Genomic DNA, 15,041 nt, shown 5'->3' with positions numbered 1-15,041 from the left:
CTACACGCCGATGCAGCATATTCAACGCATGACCTGATTCTACTTGTCACCTCCGTTAAAAATGGGAGGATTACCATAGTATAGTCAAGATCAAATATTATTGCTTTCATCATAACCCCTTATTTAATTTATAAAACAAACACATTAGAAATAATTTATTTTAAATAACGTTTAAATACTATAAAAGCACACATGATATTTATAATCACAATCTCTATGGCGTATATAAAAATCATTTATATTAAAATGATATTCGGTTATAATAACTACATTGGAATGCTTTTTTACAGAATTATCTACAATCAGTGAACTAATACAGCCACAAAATAACCTTTATCAGTTAAAGTAATTTAATGAAATATCTGTAATAAAGACTCTAAAAATCAGAGAGAAAATAGTTGATTAGAGTTTTATTGGAGGGTATTCCCTCCAATTTTTCTATTCATGATAATACTATACGATTAAACTCTTCGAGTATGTTAACAAATCGTTCATCATTATAAGAATTACAATTATTTCCTGCTACAGAATGGGCATCACACAGAATGACTGAATCAGGGAAATTTAATAAAACATTATCAATCTTATCTTTTAATACAATCACTGTATCCATATATGTATGTTCAAAATCACATAAGGAAATTACCTTTAGCATATGAAAAAGAACATCCTCAACTATAATTTTATTTTTCAAAACAGTAATTGGATTATTTTCTTCGAAGAACTTATCTTTGTGCATCAGTTTTAAATTTTTACTGATAATTTTAAATCGTAATTTAACAAGCTGTAGTTTTTCATCCTGTTCACCCAATTTACTAGTTAAGTTTTTGTTTTTATTTGTTATATTTTTTATAACCAAATCAAAGTCAGAAATAAAATCACTAGACACAATAAGCTTTTCTAGAGAAATCCCCTTCACTTCATCGGTGTCTACAACATGATCTAGAAATGACTCATCTGTTTTAATAACAGCTTCTGATAGATTACCAAGGATTGCTTCGCCATTACTAATAGGGTTAAATTCTTGTAATACATGATCTTCATATGCTCCCATATAAGATTCATCTGAGCCTGAGTTACTATGAGAGTCAAACATATCAGCAACAAAAGGAATATCAGTCGATACTTTTTCGAAACAAACATCTTCTATTAATTTATTATAATCTTCTTTTCCATTCAAAATAATAATATTTTTTAGCTTCATTTTATCAAAACGAAGAGTTCCTGCTTTATCAGAATCTGAACCATTGGCTATTAATAAATTAGCCTGAGCTTTAGGCTCGTTTCTTGCAATATCATCTTTTGTCGGGTATGGAACTGCAAGCCATCGGTTATAATCCAAAGATGCTCTCGATGCATGTAAGCTCCCGCCTTTAACATCAGACTGAATCATAACAACTCCGCGAGCTAATCCGGCTTGAATACGATCCCTTTTTACATATTGTTGTTTTTGTATTTCTTGTCCAAAAGGATATTCCGTTATCAATGCTCCACCTTCTTCAATTATGCGTTGTGCCAAATTTTTATGACGGCTAGGTGCGATAGTTTGAAGACCATGAGCCAAAACTGCAACAGTATGACCATGACAATTTAATGCGGTTTCGTGAGCAATACCATCACAACCTATTGCTAATCCGCTCACAATGCTCCAGTTTTTTTCTACAAAAAATTTTGTAATCCTTTCTGTAATCACTTTCCCATGAGAAGTAGGCTCTCTAGTCCCTATTATAGCAACAGATTTATCAGGAGACTCAAATAAACTGCCTTTCACATATAACAAACAAGGATTATCTTTTGTTTCAGACAATAATTTTGGATAATCATTATCTAATATAGAAATTATACGAAAAGAATACTGTTCTGCATACTCTATTTGTTTTTCAGCTTTTTCCTGTGCCAACAAAAAATTATCATCATCATTAACTAATGAAGCAATCTTTACATCAAATTTCGATAATTCATTAATAGAAAAAACATTTGAAGATAAAACGTAAGATGCAGTTTTTTTTAGCAATACGGGACCAACTCCCTTGAGCATAGAGAGCGTAAGTAATAGCTTTGTTGAAGGAGTAATGGTTTCTCTTAGATTATCTTTCATCGTGAGACATCACTTATATTTTTAGCTAAAGAAAATAGAGTAACACTTCGAGCGCCAGCATCTCTTAAACATTTATATGCATATATTAACGATGCTCCTGTTGTGACTACATCATCAATTACAACCACTTCATCAACTGAAGACAGTCGAGATACATTACTAGTAATCAAATGTTCTCTGACGTTCATAAATCTTTCCCCTTGATTCAAATGCTCACCATGTTGTGAACGAACGCCATCACGGTAAGCCAATAGATCTGTAGCTAGTATAACATTACAATGCTGAATTGGGTCATCAGTTAGTGAAGTAATTAATTGTCGAAGTAGATTTTCTAAGCGGGGTGTCCTACCAGGTCGATGAGGAATAGACGTTATTATTATTGTCTTATCCCCAAAAAAAGCTGTACATTTTTCACTAATAAATTCTCTTAGAGTATTAACCCATTCACAAGGAAACTCTGTAGAATCTTTGTTAGATGAAATTGATTCTGTTAAAGAGTGTTCTGTGCGTTTGTTATCGAGGGATGCATAATTTGAAAAATTCCTACCAGCAACATATATAGGAAAACTGGTCGTATCGCCCCCAATAGATCTTGGGATGAAATGTCCAATTTTATCGAATCTTTTAGAATCGATATTATCTGAATCCAGTAGACATTCCAATATTGGTAAATATTCATGTGGTTCAGCTAAAAAATCGAGTAAATTACCTGGCTCATTAATGATAGCATCAGGGATCAAATTAATAGCGTTCCAATGTTCCGAACTGTAACTGCGTGGCCAACCACTTTGGTCAAGCAATGCAACACAACCAGCATTGTAAGCAGCTTTGATGTCAATATCTGCATCACCAATCATAACGACCTTTGTAAGATCTTCAATTTCAAAATATTCCATTATATCATGAATGCCTTTACCACTTGGTTTTGTTGGCCTTACATCCTCATAACAAATTAACATATCCCATTGAATCTCAGGATATGCCCACTCTAAAACCGTTTTAGCATAGCTACGTGGAGATCGAGTAAAAATAGCCAGTAAAATATCAGGATAACTTTCAATAATTTCCTGAATAAGATCTTGAGAGTATATTAATCTTTCGTCATCGTTCTCAAGAGATTCTAACAACTCATCTAGAATCTCCTTATCATCGTTATTAGCAAGTCTCTTTCTTATTTCCTTTAAATCATTTGTATGAATTAGTGTTTCATCTAAATCAAAAATACATAATTCAAACATTTTTAACTCCATATGATCATAGAATAAATATTTTATTTTTATTACACTTAAATTATTTTTTTCGAAACATTAGATACGGCTTTGGAGGTCACTATTTTGCTTATAAAACTCTAATATATCCGATATGATTTTGATGGGCTTCCGAAGCTTGTAATTATTCAGGAGGCGTTCAAATTCAAACTTGATTGTGTCGTCAAAGGATTCAAAAGAGACGATCCCGTCGTTGTCATCTGCTCCCAGTTGCCATCTCGTGTAAGCAGACATCCAATACAACCTATTTCTCACCACCCATTCAGAATGGTTTGTTTTTTCTATAGTTTTTATAAACATTGCTGTCCTGCCTAATTAATAACAATTAAAAAATTACAGACGTAAAATATTTTCATGCTAATGTTTTTTAAAATACTGCTTATAGGATATAGCTCTACTATTGAAAAAGATCCACCTAAGAGCTAAAAAATAATTAATCCAATAGTTTTAGAAAAAAGAATGATAGCAAGATAATAATATCAGCTTAGCTTATTTTGATTTAACTCGTATCCAGTTGATGACATGTTACGTACAGATGGATAGGTGATGGGTCAGTGCAAGGTGTTGTTCTACAGCGTCATCGAAGCTAGACAACCACAGTAAAAAAGATGTTGACCTACTTTGGGAAAGGTTGAACTAGCTGTGTCGAGGCTATGATTTGGAAGGAATGCTTATCAACACAATAACGTGAAACTATTGCAATCTATTTTGATTAAATGTAGTAATCAATTGACTTGCCACTACATATATGTGACCTAACGAAAATGGGGCCGCAGCCCCACATATAATGTATTATCCAGCTTGATTGTCAGGCGAGGAATCATTAGCTACAGAACGAAGGAGATTTAATACTCCCTCCTCACCAAATTCCTTATAAAGACGCTTCATCTCTTTTTGTGCGCTGCTTTCCTTTTGCACCAGCAGAGACTTACGGCATACTTCAAAGACAGATTCAGTATCCTTCTCTAAGCGACTCAAATCTTCCTTGCTTATAAAGAATGCAGATTGATGAGAAATCCCACCTACATCAGCTTTTGCAGGGAGAGACTTCGCTGATATTGGTGTAAGTATCCCGCATAATCGTGCCATTCACATTTAGAGATCTTCCGGCATACTCATTTTGCCAACGAAGGAGATCGCTATGCGTAAAGCCCGTTTTACTGAGCATCAGATCATCACGGTGATTAAGTCAGTTGAAGCTGGACGAACAGTGAAAGATGTCTGCCGCGAGGCCGGAATCTCTGAAGCCACTTATTACAACTGGAAGTCTAAATACGGTGGCATGGAAGCATCTGATATTAAAAAAATAAAGGATCTTGAGGACGAGAAGCGTCGGCTCAAGCAGATGTTTGCCGACCTCAGTCTTGAGAATCGGGCATTGAAAGATGTTATCGAAAAAAAGCTCTGAAGCCAGCCTTTAAGCGTGAGCTGGTGACGCACCTGATAACAACGTTCGGACTGAGTATCCGTCAGGCCTGCAGGAGCATGAACCTGAGCAGAACGGTTTACCATTACCGTCCGGACAACACGCGTGACGAACCCGTTATTTTCGCATTGCAGACGGCTGCGGAAAGATATCCACGATACGGCTTCCCGAAGCTGTTTCAGGTTCTGCGGCGGCAGGGATACCAGTGGAACCATAAACGGATCCACCGTATTTACTGTCTGCTGAAACTGAATTTTCGTCGCAAAGGCAAACAGCGTCTGCCGGTACGTAACCCATCGCCGCTGACCACACCTGAAGCTCTGAACCAGAGCTGGTCTGTTGATTTCATGCATGACGCGCTGATTTGCGGCCGTCACTTTCGCACATTCAATGTCGTCGATGATTTTAATCGCGAGGCTTTGTCGATCGAAATAGACCTGAACCTGCCGGCCCAACGAGTGGTTCGAGTGCTCGACAGGATCGCAGCAAACCGGGGATATCCCGCGATGCTTCGCATGGATAACGGCCCGGAATTTATTTCACTGACTCTGGCTGAGTGGGCAGAAATGCACGCAGTGAGGCTGGAATTTATCAAACCGGGTAAACCGAATCAGAATGCATTTATTGAACGCTTTAACCGGACATACCGCACTGAAATACTGGATTTCTATCTGTTCAGGACGCTGAACGAAGTACGAGAAATCACAGAGCGGTGGCTTTCAGAATATAACTGTGAGCGTCCACATGAATCTCTGAGCAACCTGACACCGGAGGAATACCGATTACAACACCATCTGGCCGGGATCTCAAAAAGTGCGTGGAACTAAAACGGGTCTATTTACAGATATAAGCGACTCGCACAGAGCTGCGTTCCTGATGACTCAAATCGTATCTCTTCGTTTGACCCTGACGCTATAAGCTGATCATTTGTTGATAGTGAACTTAGCCAGCGACAGAAATGATGCTTGTTTTACCATATGAAGCTGACTCAATATGCTCTCCCCACCAAGCCATCATTTCTCTGCGCTGTTCAAGATACTGCGCCCTGTTATAGGCTCTCCTGACTTCATTTGTATCGATATGCGCTAATGCTGCTTCGATTACATCAGGGGGAAATCCTTTTTCATTGAGGATGGTCGAAGCAATGGCTCTCATACCATGAGCTACAAGCATATCTTTGAAGCCCATACGTTTGAGTGCCATGTTCGCTGTCTGGCTGTTCATTGGCTCAAGTGGATTACGATATCCGGGGAAGACATAATCCCTGTGCTTACTGATGGGCTTCATGACTTCCAGAATCCCCAGCGCCTGCTCTGAGAGTGGGATAACGTGCTCACGTTTCATCTTCATACGGCCAGCAGGAATACGCCATTCTTTTGCGTCAAAATCGATTTCATCCCAGCGTGATTCGGCAGCTTCGGCTGGCCGAGTCATGGTGAGTAATTGCCATTCGATAAGGCAACGGGTTTGTCGCCCAATGCTGGCAAATGACAGTGTTTTCATCAGAAGTGGTAATTGCTCTGGCAAGAGGGCAGGGCGATGCTTCACCTTCGGCTTATGGAATGTTCGTCCAATTCGGGCGGCTGGATTTACAGATACCAGACCTGAATTAAGAGCATAGTCCATGACTTCATTGATACGCTGACTCAGCCTTTTTACAGTCTCAAGCCTGCCAGCGGCATGAGTGGGTTCTAACGCTCCAATAAATCGTTGAGCCGTGATGTTAGCAATAGGCATAGAACCAATGTGTGGGAACACATACTTGCTCATGGAGCGCCAGATATCGTTCAACGTATGTGTTGCCAAACCTGCTGATTCTTTAGTTTTAAACCATTCGGCAGCCACTTTTTCAAATGTGTTTTCTGTAGCATTTTTTTGCCGTGATTGCTCTGCTTGCTTATGCTCCTGGGGGTCAACGTCTTTGCTAAGAAGAAGTCGTGCATCTTCGCGGAGCTTACGCGCTTCGGCAAGAGATACCGAAGGGTAAGAGCCAAGGCTAATCATTGCACGTTTGCGAGTGAAGGGTTTGTAGTAGCGAAAACGCCAGAGTTTTGAACCGCTCGGAGTGACCTGTAATTCTAAACCATCTCCATCGTAGAGGGTGACGGCACGGTCAGTGGCCTTGGCGCTTTTGACCTCAGTATTGTTCAGGGGCTTTGTCTGACGTGCCATATCGCTCTCCAATCAAATCCGCAAAGCTGTTGGGCATAGGGTTTAGGCTACATGTTGCGTCGTATGCCTATATCTATGCCTAAAAAGTGTGGATTTCAATGTATCAATATGGAATTCAGTAGACAACAGAAAACAGCAGGCTTATGCAACCTACTGTTTAATCTGTTCTTTATAGTCTTGCCTGGACTTCAGTAGACAAAACGTTGGGGAAAATTGGTCGGCACGAGAGGATTTGAACCTCCGACCCCTGACACCCCATGACAGTGCGCTACCAGGCTGCGCTACGTGCCGATGCTATGGGCGCTTATACTACCTTTTCTTTCCCTGATTGCAAGCGCTATACCGAACGACTGCTTTAGATTTAGGCAGTTAGTTCGCAATAAAGCGTCTTTCGCTCGTCAGTACCTGAAGGAGCAGGGTAAGTTGTGGTTTTTCATCGTCCAGTTTTTCGCCATCCTGATTATAAGCACGATAATTACCATTATTTTCCAGCATGATGATTTTTTCTGGCGTGGTGATCATGAGTGTGCCGCCGTTGCCATTTGCCAGCCAGTTGTTGTGTCGTTGGGCGGCAAACAGGTCTTCTCCTTGAGAGTAATCATCAGTGATGTTTTTAACGTGTAATAGACGTTGCATCAGCGTAGCCATGACGTCTTTATGGTCTGTCATTTTGGTAATCGTTTGAGCAGGCGTGTTCGGCCAGTGAACGATCAGTGGTATTTGCCATTGTGCGCGACGGAAGATATTTTTCTTGACATCGTCAGGATGGTCGTTTTGCGTGGTGGTAACCACAATAACCGTTTTTTCCAGTTGGTTGTGTGTCTGCAATGCACCGATAATTTTGCCAATCTGCTGGTCAATATCCTGATTATTTGCCTGGCCACGCCGCGATTGCGTCGCGGATGACGTGCTGCTATTCAGTTCGATATAAGAGAACCAGGGCGCCGCGTTGTTATTACGGCTTAACCAGTCTTGCCACTGCGTGGTAATTGCGTCATCGTTCTGTTCTTGCGGCGCAGGCAGTGAGAAATCGGACAGCAGCGCCTGACGATAAAGCACGTTGTTGAAACCGTTGGCGGAGAACAGACCAAACTGATAACCCTGCCGACTCAGCGCGGTCATCAGCGCTGAAGGCTTACGAGCATTTAACACCCCGTCCAGATAGGTTGTGGAGATACCGTAAAAAAGGTTAAACAACCCGGCATTGGACTGTATTCCTGCATCATAATGATTGCTGAAGCGAATATTTTGTTCCGCGAAGCGCGACAGATTGGGCATGTCGCTCGGTATACCGTTAATCCGCGCGTTATCAATAACAACCATAAGCAAGTTATAACCGCTGCCGCTGTCACGAAACGTAATTTCATTGAGCGGGTATTCCACGGTCATCGCTTCAGGATTGCCTTGTTGGGACAGGCGGCGTTGGTATTCCTGCGCATCCAGCAAGCCATGTTTTTCCAGAAAACGGCGGGCGGTCATCGGATAAGAGAGCGGCAGATTGGCGCGCTGCATGGTAATCGGACGATAGAAATTAGCATCAGCCCAGATGTACATCAGGTGTGAGGCGAGGAACGCCGACATAAACACGGCTGCCAGCGGTCTTCCAAAGCGGCGGCGGTTCAGGCTGCGCAGCTTTTGCCAGCACCAGGTGCCAAACAGCATTTCCACCATAAAAATCAGCGGAATGCCGATAAACATCAATTGCCAGTCACGCGCCAGTTCGCTTTGATCTGGGTTGACCACTAGTTCCCAGACCGTGGAATTAAGGTGCAGATGGAAACGGGTGAAAACCTCAATATCGACCAAAAGCAGCGTCAGTCCGGCGGTGGCCAGCGCAGCAGAAAGAAATCGCAGCAGACGCTGCGACATGACAACAAAAGTCAGTGGAAAAATAACCAGCAGGTAAGCGGCAAAGCCGATAAAGCTGAAGTGCCCCAGCCAGCTTACCAGAGCATAAATGCGGCCAAACAGCGAGGAAGGCCAATCGATAACAAACAGATAGCGGCTACCCAGCCCCAGACTGAGCAAAATATTGAATAAGGCGAACCAGTGTCCCCAACTAATCATCTGGGAGACTTTTTCGCGGTAGCGCTGACGGTTGGTTACCATAAGTTGGTCAAAAATCAGTGAGCTTTATCTGCTTTTTTAATCGAAGCCTGTAATGCTTCGGCGAAAGAACGAGCCAGAACCTGACGTTGAGCAGGGGCGACGCTGGTATTGATCAGGTTGGTCACCATATTACCCAGCACCATCAAAGCAAGATCAGTTGGAGCATGGTGCTTTTCCAGCACATTGACCATCTCGGAAAGCAGTTGTTCAACGTGTTCGTCACTATAGCGGGATGATTGTGGCATAAAATGGCGTATCTCAAGCTGTTAAAGTCGCATATCTTACCGTATCGACTCATCCTTTTCCGCACTTTTATCAATTATCATTTTAGTCGCACGGGCGCTTACAACAGACTAAAGCCTGGCTTTTCAGTTGCAGCCATGCCGCTTTCGGTGTTTGAATACGCACCTTGTCAAAAGGAGAGTTTATCATGAGTCTGGATATCGACCAGATCGCTCTGCATCAGCTAATTAAACGTGACGAACAAACGCTGGAAATGGTGTTGCGTGATTCCCTGTTGTCGACCAATGCGACGGTAGAGGAAATGATGGCTGAGCTGCATCGCGTTTATAGCGCCAAAAGTAAAGCTTACGGCCTGTTTAATGAACACAGCGAACTCGCGGACGCGCTCAGGGCCTGCCGTAAAGGGGACGAGGACTTTCTAGGGTTCACGCGGGCGGCTACCGGGCGGTTGCGTGATGAACTCGCCAAATATCCGTTTGCCGAAGGCGGGACCGTGCTGTTCTGTCAGTACCGTTATCTGGCGGTGGAGTATCTGCTGGTCGCGGTGCTTAATAGTTGCAACAGTATGCGAGTCAATGAACAGTTGGATATCAGCAGCACCCACTATCTGGACATCAACCACGCGGATATTGTGGCGCGCATTGATTTGACCGAATGGGAAACCAACCCGGAATCGACACGATATCTGACCTTCCTGAAAGGGCGGGTAGGGCGGAAAGTTTCTGACTTCTTTATGGATTTTCTGGCGGCATCCGAAGGGCTGGATACCAAAGCGCAAAACCGTGGTTTGTTGAAAGCGGTGGATGAGTATTGTGATGATGCGCAATTGGATAAAAATGAACGTCAGAATTATCGTCAACATGTTTACAGTTATTGCAACGAGCAGTTGCAGTCGGGCGAAGAAATCGAATTGTCTGCATTGTCTCAGGAGTTACCGCCATTAGGCGACAAAACCTTCCAGCAGTTTTCGACGGAGCAAGGCTATGAACTGGAACAGCGTTTTCCAGCTGATCGCAGCACTTTGCGTCAATTGACCAAGTTTGCCGGCAGCGGCGGGGGGATTAGCCTGAATTTTGATGCGTTGTTGCTGGGGGAGCGAATTTTCTGGGACCCGACCACCGATACGCTGACTATAAAAGGCACGCCGCCGAATCTGCGCGATCAGTTACAGCGTCGTCTGACGGGCGGTGATCAGTAAGCGAAACCGGTTTGCGGAAGATAAAAAAACGCCGCAAAAGCGGCGTTCTTCCCGGCGTCCCGGATTAACTTCTGTGCGATTAAACGCGAACGAAGTCGATGTGAGTCAGTTTTGGCTTAAATACGTGACGCTGTACCGCCTGAATTTTAACCTGAACTTCTTTGCCATCGATAGACAGAATAACTGTCTCACCGTAGAAACCGGGTTTAAGTTCCTGGTTTTTAACGGTGTCATGATCCAATTCGATAGCAACCGGCGCTTCTGAACCACCATAAACGATGGCTGGGAATTTGCCAGCGATACGCAGGCGGCGGCTCGCACCCTTACCCTGCTCTTTACGTACTTCTGCTTTGATAGTAATCATTTTTTTCTCTACTTAAGAAAGTAACCCTGCTACAGGCGACCCAGCAGCAAGTTGGATTGTTCTGCTTTTGCGGTGCAAAAGCGGGCTGAATTCTAGCGGAATATGGCTGTTCGGGCAAACAAAACCGCGAATTTGTTACCCTCGCAGTTCATTGGCGCGGCGAAAGCGTCCCTGATAGTCGAACATTTTTTCTCTCAGGTGCCAGAATTTTCCCTGCTTGCGGGCAACGACAAAATCGGGGGGGCGTAACTGGCTCTGTTGCGTCACAATGTCATTCACCGACTGCCAGCGCAAAGGCATACCGGGCGCGCGCTGATGAATACGCAAAAAGTGATGCTGAAAAACGTGACGTTGCGCTGGCGTATGCAAACGAAACCGTTCGCTGACCTCGGCGCCATCTTCATCATGATAGATAATTTTCAGCCATTCGCCGTTGGCATCCTGTCCGGGGATAAGTTGCATTCCGCTACAGCGCAGCACCAGCGCATCTTTCAGTTTCAGCGCGGCTTTCAGCATATCGTCCGGGTCGACCAGCACCTCTTCACACTGATGGCAACGGCGCGCGGCGATATCGTTCTCTGCGCCGCAATGAGGACACGCTTTAAAGCGAAAGCGGTAATCGCACTGTATGCGTTGCGCATTTTCTCCTGTCTCCCATCCCTGACAACGGCGGCCATAGTGTTCAATTACGCTGCCATCCGCTGCGGTTTTCCCCCAGAATGCATTGGCAAAACCGCATTGAGGGCAAAAAACCTGAACCGGCTGGCTATCGGCATGGGGTTTACTGTCGCCCACTTCGGGCGTGTAAAGGTCATGTGGGTTGCCGGCATAATCCAGTATCAGGCAGTCGGTTTTACCGGGAAAGAGGCGTAAACCGCGTCCGACAATCTGCTGGTATAAGCTTACCGACTCCGTTGGGCGCAGGATGGCGATCAGATCAACATGCGGGGCGTCGAAACCAGTGGTCAGCACCGCGACATTCACCAGATAACGTAACTGTTGCCGCTTAAATGCCGCGATCAGCGCATCGCGTTCCGCGGCGGGGGTGGCGGCGCTGACCAACGCGGCCTGACCGTCCGGCAAGAGCGAATGGATTTCGCAGGCATGCTCGACCGTGGCGGCGAAAATCATCACGCCTGAACGTGTCTGCGCATAGTCGATAATCTGACGGATGATGTGTGGCGTAACGCGTTGCTGACGCTTCAATTCATGATTCAGGTCGTTTTCACTGAATAAACCGTTGCTGCGGGGGACCAGCTTGCTGAAATCGTATTGCACCACCGGCATATCCAATCGTTGCGGTGGAACGAGGAACCCATGCTTGATCATGTAGCGCAACGGTAGCTCATAAATACAATCACGGAACAGGCAGTGCTCATCGCCACGGATCATACCGTGATAATGATATTGATAAATCCAGCCTTTCCCTAGTCGATAGGGCGTGGCGGTCAGCCCCAACAGCCGCAGTTGGGGATTGGTTTGTTGCAGGTGATGGATGATCTGTTGATATTGGCTGTCGTCATCGTCACTGATGCGATGGCATTCATCGATAATCAGTAGTGAGAAGGATTGCTCGAACTGATGCAGATTACGGGCCACAGACTGCACGCTGCCGAATACCACTTTCCCCTGGCTTTGCCGCTGTTGCAGGCCTGCGGCGAAAATATCCGCTTCTAATCCCCAGGCGCGGTATTTGGCATGGTTTTGCGCAACCAGTTCTTTTACGTGCGCCAATACCAGTACGCGGCCTCGCGCGAGTCTCGCCAGTTCAGCAATGACGAGACTTTTCCCGGCGCCGGTGGGCAGCACAATCAGGGCTGGCTGGCGATGAAGACGAAAATACGCCAGCGTAGCGGCGACGGCCTCACGCTGGTATGGCCGCAGAGTAAACGGCATCACCTGGTTTCCTCAAAAATCAGCCATTGACTTTATTATGCCGCTATTATGCCCGTTGATAACGTCTGCGGCGAGCAAGGAAGGGCGATATTTTTTACGCTCGCCGCCAATAAACCGAACAATAGCGCCCGTTGGATTCTAGGATGTCGGGCAAAGCCTCGTTATACTGTTCTATTCTGGCAGCCGATGCTGTCGCCTTTCTTCATTTTCATGGCGCGAGTGGCGTGGACGTTACCCGCATCAGCGTTATGACTCAAAACAGGCAGTTGATTTTTAATGCGATTGGACAAATTTTTATCTCAGCAACTGGCTATCAGTCGTTCACTGGTCGCGCGCGAATTACGCGCCCAGCGTGTCACGGTGGATGGCGAAATCGTCAAAAACGGCGCATTCAAAGTGTTGCCGAAACATGAGGTGGCGTTTGATGGCAATCCGCTGGAGCAGCAGCATGGCCCGCGTTACTTTATGTTGAATAAGCCGCAAGGTTATGTGTGTTCGACGGACGATCCCGATCATCCCACCATTTTGTATTTCATGGATGTGCCTGTCGCGCACAAACTGCATGCCGCGGGGCGTCTGGATATCGATACCACCGGTCTGGTGCTGCTGACGGATGACGGGCAGTGGTCGCACCGAATTACTTCTCCCAGACATCATTGTGAGAAAACCTATCTGGTGACGTTGGAGCATCCATTAAGCCCGGATACGGCCAGCCAGTTTATGGCGGGCGTGCAGTTGCACGGCGAGAAAACCCTGACCAAACCCGCCCAGCTTGAGAAGATCACCGAGTATCAGGTGCGTTTGACCATCAGCGAAGGACGTTATCATCAGGTCAAAAGAATGTTTGCCGCGGTGGGTAATCGTGTCGTGCAGTTACACCGCGAGCGTATTGGCGGCATCCGTCTTGACAGCGCATTAGAACCCGGAGAATTCCGTGCCCTGAGCCGTCAGGAAGTAGAGAGTATCGGGCGATAATTATTTTTCTGACCGGGAGCGACTTTCAGTGCAACAAAACCGACCTTCTTATCTTGGGTTGATTCTTATCCTCGGCTTGATCTCCATGCTCACGCCGCTCGCCATCGACATGTACTTGCCCGCTTTGCCGACGATAGCGGCAGAGTTCGGCGTCCCCGCCGGACATGTCCAGATGACGCTCAGCACCTATGTGCTGGGATTCGCCATCGGTCAGATGTTTTATGGGCCGATGGCCGATAGCCTGGGGCGTAAACCGGTTATTCTCGGCGGCACGCTGATCTTTGCGATAACGGGGGTAGCCTGTGCGCTGTCTCAGACCGTGGAGCAACTGATTCAGATGCGTTTCCTGCACGGCCTGTCGGCGGCGGCGTCGGCTGTGGTGATCAATGCCTTGATGCGCGATATGTTTTCCAAGGATGAATTTTCCCGCATGATGTCGTTTGTGGTGCTGGTGATGACGGTCGCGCCGTTGATCGCGCCTATTGCGGGTGGCTGGTTGCTATTGTGGTTTAACTGGCATTCTATTTTCTGGACCATATCCGGGGCGGCTTTTTTGACCGTGATATTGGTTTTCTTGTTTATTAAAGAAACGTTGCCGTTGGAGAAACGGCAGAAATTTCATCTACGGACCACCATTAGCAATTTCGTGGCGCTTTTTCGTCATAAGCGCGTGTTCAGCTATATGATCGCCAGTGCTCTGTCATTCTGCGGCATGTTCTCCTTTTTGACGGCCGGGCCGTTTGTTTATATCGAACTGTATGGCGTATCACCGCAGGACTTTGGCTATTATTTCGCCTTGAACATTTTATTTTTGTTTATCATGACGTTATTCAACAGCCGCAACGTTCGTCGCCTCGGCGCGCTGACAATGTTCCGCATCGGCTTGCTGATCCAGTTTACGATGGGCGTCTTTCTCGTGGCGGTCTGTCTGTTTGATTTGGGTTTCTGGCCGTTAGTCCTTGGCGTTTCCATCTTTGTCGGCTGTATCGCGATGATTAGTTCCAATGCCATGGCGGTTATTCTGGATGGTTTTCCCCATATGGCGGGAACAGCCGCTTCGTTGGCGGGGACGATACGTTTCGGTCTGGGCGCCATTACCGCCATGCTGCTGTCTGTGGCGTCCTTTGACAGCGCATGGCCTATGGTGTTATCCATGGCCTTGTGCTCCTTCATCGCCTTTCTGCTCTATCGATATGCCAGCCATACCAACTGATTCGGGTTAACAGACGGCAGGCATTAGCCTGCTGCTTGTAGGGTCAGCCTGCTTCTTAAACTTCGCCGTAACCCATTCA

Annotated in this window: 13 protein-coding genes and 1 tRNA gene; 4 read left to right on the top strand and 10 right to left on the bottom strand. The window is 45.5% G+C overall.

Features of this window, described 5'->3' with window-relative positions; genetic code table 11:
• Positions 1-442: 442 nt before the first annotated feature.
• The 4 genes from NC856_RS14170 to NC856_RS14155 all read right to left on the bottom strand — a co-directional run bounded on the left by NC856_RS14170 (position 443) and on the right by NC856_RS14155 (position 4,455).
• The gene (locus NC856_RS14170) at positions 443-2,098 is read right to left on the bottom strand and encodes a DNA-processing protein DprA (RefSeq protein WP_264091071.1); all 1,656 of its coding nucleotides are present in this window, start codon (positions 2,096-2,098) and stop codon (positions 443-445) included.
• A complete protein-coding gene (locus tag NC856_RS14165) occupies positions 2,095-3,336 on the bottom strand; it encodes an NIF family HAD-type phosphatase (protein ID WP_264091070.1) in 1,242 nt (413 codons plus the stop codon). The genes NC856_RS14170 and NC856_RS14165 overlap by 4 nt, the downstream gene beginning before the upstream one ends.
• A gap of 69 nt (positions 3,337-3,405) precedes the next feature.
• Complete coding sequence (locus NC856_RS14160) at positions 3,406-3,600, bottom strand: hypothetical protein (RefSeq protein WP_264091068.1); 195 nt, start codon at positions 3,598-3,600, stop codon at positions 3,406-3,408.
• A gap of 558 nt (positions 3,601-4,158) precedes the next feature.
• Positions 4,159-4,455 (bottom strand): hypothetical protein, encoded by a 297-nt coding sequence (locus tag NC856_RS14155; RefSeq protein ID WP_264091067.1) that lies wholly within the window; start codon positions 4,453-4,455, stop codon positions 4,159-4,161.
• Positions 4,456-4,507: 52 nt separating this feature from the next.
• Here NC856_RS14155 and NC856_RS14150 point away from each other — a divergent pair.
• Positions 4,508-5,619 (top strand): IS3 family transposase gene (locus tag NC856_RS14150; RefSeq protein ID WP_264091066.1). Its coding sequence is split into 2 segments (ribosomal slippage): positions 4,508-4,769 and positions 4,769-5,619, totalling 1,113 coding nucleotides; the frame shifts between segments, so codons are not numbered across the junction.
• A gap of 115 nt (positions 5,620-5,734) precedes the next feature.
• On the opposite strand, the gene NC856_RS14145 is transcribed toward NC856_RS14150, so the two are convergent.
• The 4 genes from NC856_RS14145 to NC856_RS14130 all read right to left on the bottom strand — a co-directional run bounded on the left by NC856_RS14145 (position 5,735) and on the right by NC856_RS14130 (position 9,318).
• Positions 5,735-6,964, bottom strand: coding sequence for an integrase domain-containing protein (locus NC856_RS14145; RefSeq protein WP_264091065.1), 1,230 nt, complete (start codon positions 6,962-6,964; stop codon positions 5,735-5,737).
• Between the two features lie 214 nt (positions 6,965-7,178).
• Positions 7,179-7,255, bottom strand: a tRNA-Pro gene (locus tag NC856_RS14140).
• Between the two features lie 78 nt (positions 7,256-7,333).
• Positions 7,334-9,073 carry an LPS biosynthesis-modulating metalloenzyme YejM gene (gene yejM, locus NC856_RS14135; RefSeq protein ID WP_264091064.1) on the bottom strand — a complete coding sequence of 580 codons (1,740 nt, stop codon included), beginning with the start codon at positions 9,071-9,073 and terminating at the stop codon, positions 7,334-7,336.
• Between the two features lie 14 nt (positions 9,074-9,087).
• Positions 9,088-9,318, bottom strand: coding sequence for a YejL family protein (locus tag NC856_RS14130; protein ID WP_137713975.1), 231 nt, complete (start codon positions 9,316-9,318; stop codon positions 9,088-9,090).
• Between the two features lie 185 nt (positions 9,319-9,503).
• Between NC856_RS14130 and yejK the strand changes: the two genes are divergently transcribed.
• The gene (gene yejK / locus NC856_RS14125; RefSeq protein ID WP_264091062.1) at positions 9,504-10,514 is read left to right on the top strand and encodes a nucleoid-associated protein YejK; all 1,011 of its coding nucleotides are present in this window, start codon (positions 9,504-9,506) and stop codon (positions 10,512-10,514) included.
• Positions 10,515-10,593: 79 nt separating this feature from the next.
• Here yejK and rplY read toward each other — a convergent pair whose 3' ends face one another.
• Both rplY and NC856_RS14115 read right to left on the bottom strand, forming a co-directional pair.
• A complete protein-coding gene (gene rplY / locus NC856_RS14120; protein WP_264091060.1) occupies positions 10,594-10,878 on the bottom strand; it encodes a 50S ribosomal protein L25 in 285 nt (94 codons plus the stop codon).
• 135 nt (positions 10,879-11,013) lie between these two features.
• Positions 11,014-12,774 carry a DEAD/DEAH box helicase gene (locus tag NC856_RS14115; protein WP_264091058.1) on the bottom strand — a complete coding sequence of 587 codons (1,761 nt, stop codon included), beginning with the start codon at positions 12,772-12,774 and terminating at the stop codon, positions 11,014-11,016.
• 276 nt (positions 12,775-13,050) lie between these two features.
• Between NC856_RS14115 and rsuA the strand changes: the two genes are divergently transcribed.
• Positions 13,051-13,749, top strand: a complete 699-nt coding sequence (gene rsuA, locus NC856_RS14110) for a 16S rRNA pseudouridine(516) synthase RsuA (protein ID WP_264091057.1) — start codon at positions 13,051-13,053, stop codon at positions 13,747-13,749.
• Between the two features lie 28 nt (positions 13,750-13,777).
• The gene (locus NC856_RS14105) at positions 13,778-14,962 is read left to right on the top strand and encodes a Bcr/CflA family multidrug efflux MFS transporter (RefSeq protein ID WP_264091056.1); all 1,185 of its coding nucleotides are present in this window, start codon (positions 13,778-13,780) and stop codon (positions 14,960-14,962) included.
• Positions 14,963-15,041 lie beyond the last annotated feature (79 nt).

The sequence above is a fragment of the Brenneria izbisi genome (genome assembly GCF_025840185.1).
Taxonomy (GTDB): domain Bacteria; phylum Pseudomonadota; class Gammaproteobacteria; order Enterobacterales; family Enterobacteriaceae; genus Brenneria; species Brenneria izbisi.
This window is presented reverse-complemented; position numbering and strand designations above follow the sequence as displayed.